Below are 1,911 nucleotides of genomic sequence, written 5' to 3' on the forward strand. Positions count from 1 at the left end.
GCTCATGACTGCCTCCAAAAAGCAGTCTTGAATCAAGCTGCGATCAATTCGTCAACCAATTCGTCCACGCCGCCTAGATATCAGCTTTGAGATCGAGGCATTTCTTAATCGACCACCTTTTGCGCAAAGCGAGCAGGGTCGGGCGCTATTCGACGAAGCGGCGCGGATCGCGCAGGCGCTTGGCATTCACCTCGAAGGTATGGAAACGGGTGGCGGATCGGACGGTAATTTCACAGCAGCTATTGGAGTTCCTACACTTGATGGTCTTGGTGCAGATGGCGCTGGTGCTCATACATATAATGAGCATGCTCTGATATCAAGCATTGTGCCACGAACCGCACTTCTTGCAAATCTCATCTTGGCACTACAGAAACGCTCCTGCGTCCGGATTTCGGAGGGCGCATAAAAGAGCAAAGCTCAGCATGTGGCACAGTTGATCACGCTCCTTGTTGCATCGCTGGGTCGCAAATGCCGATTTCAAATCGCTGGAGCAGTTCCAGCGAGAGGTGCCGCATCCTTCTTCGCCCACTCACTGGGCTTCCAATGCACCGGCTGATCTCCTATGTTTCGGCATCCTTTTTCTCATTTCGCTGGACGACTCCAAAACATGAGCATGCTCTTCACTTCCATCTCAACAGGCAGCCTTTCAATGCCGAACCGCGTGGTTATCGCTCCGATGTGCCAATATTCAGCCGAAGAAGGTCGGATGACGAGCTGGCATATGATACATCTTGGTCAACTTGCATTATCGGGAGCGGGGCTTTTGACCATTGAGGCCACCGCTGTTAGCCCCGAAGGACGCATCACCTATGGCGATGTTGGCCTGTGGGATGATGTGACCGAAGCGGCCATGGTTCCTGTTCTGGAGGCAATCCGGCAATGGTCTGACATCCCGGTTGCGATTCAGCTTGCCCATGCCGGACGCAAAGCGTCGACCGAGAAGCCGTGGCTCGGTAGCGGGCAAATCCGGCCCGATCAGCCAAATGGTTGGCAGACTGTTGCACCCAGTAGGCTACCTTTCGCTCCGGATGACCATGCACCCGAAGCCTTGGACAAGGCAGGGATGGAGCGCATCCGTGATGCCTTCGTTGAGGCGGCACGCCGTAGCGTGCGATTAGGCATTGATGCTATCCAGTTACACGCAGCACACGGTTACTTGCTGCATCAGTTTCTCTCACCTTTGTCGAACCATCGGGAGGACGCTTATGGTGGCAGCCTTGAAAACCGCTTGCGCTTTCCGCTGGAAGTTTTCGAAGCTGTAAAAGCCGCTGTTCCGAATGATTACCCGGTTTCTGTCCGAGTTTCGGGGACGGATTGGGTGGATGGCGGCTGGGATATCGATCAGACCGTCACCTTTGCACAGGCATTACAGGTTCGCGGCTGCGCGGCCATTCATGTGTCCAGCGGCGGATTGGACACTCGCCAGAAGATCTCGCTTGCTCCAGGCTATCAGGTACCGCTGGCTCGTGCGGTCAAGTCGGCAGTCGACATACCAGTGGTAGCGGTGGGAATGATCACGGACTTCGAACATGCGGAATCAATTGTGGCAACAGGTGACGCCGATATGATCGCACTTGCACGAGGAGTTCTTTACGATCCACGCTGGCCCTGGCATGCGGCGGCACATCTCGGTGCGCAGATTGGGGCAGCTCCGCAGTATCTGCGCTGCGAGCCCCGCACCCACCGTCAATTGTTTCAGCCCCGATAATATGATTATCGGGCAAGGCAAAGCCTGCTTCTGCCGTCGTAAAGTCGGCAGAGGCATGAGTGGTTTAGTCGCAAATTTTTAAGTGGGGTATAAGCGGCCTTATCTCCGGACACAGTTATGCAGCGTGCTCCGCAAACACCTCGAATGGCGACCGATTTTCATTAGCGAATTGCTTCTTACCGATCATATGAGCAACTTCGATG

General features: G+C 54.7%; 2 protein-coding genes and 1 pseudogene. 2 read left to right on the forward strand and 1 reads right to left on the reverse strand.

The window, feature by feature from the left end:
- The first annotated feature begins 91 nt into the window (after nucleotides 1-91).
- Together KWJ32_RS27965 and KWJ32_RS27970 are read left to right on the forward strand one after the other, a co-directional pair.
- Complete coding sequence (locus KWJ32_RS27965; RefSeq protein ID WP_231771651.1) at nucleotides 92-406, forward strand: M20/M25/M40 family metallo-hydrolase; 315 nt, start codon at nucleotides 92-94, stop codon at nucleotides 404-406.
- Nucleotides 407-607: 201 nt separating this feature from the next.
- A complete protein-coding gene (locus KWJ32_RS27970) occupies nucleotides 608-1,708 on the forward strand; it encodes an NADH:flavin oxidoreductase/NADH oxidase (protein ID WP_151610739.1) in 1,101 nt (366 codons plus the stop codon).
- A gap of 115 nt (nucleotides 1,709-1,823) precedes the next feature.
- Here the strand turns inward: KWJ32_RS27970 and KWJ32_RS27975 are convergent.
- Nucleotides 1,824-1,911: pseudogene (locus KWJ32_RS27975) on the reverse strand (IS6 family transposase); the annotation flags it as partial.

Source organism: Ochrobactrum sp. BTU2, from assembly GCF_024539785.1.
Classification (GTDB): Bacteria; Pseudomonadota; Alphaproteobacteria; order Rhizobiales; family Rhizobiaceae; genus Brucella; species Brucella anthropi.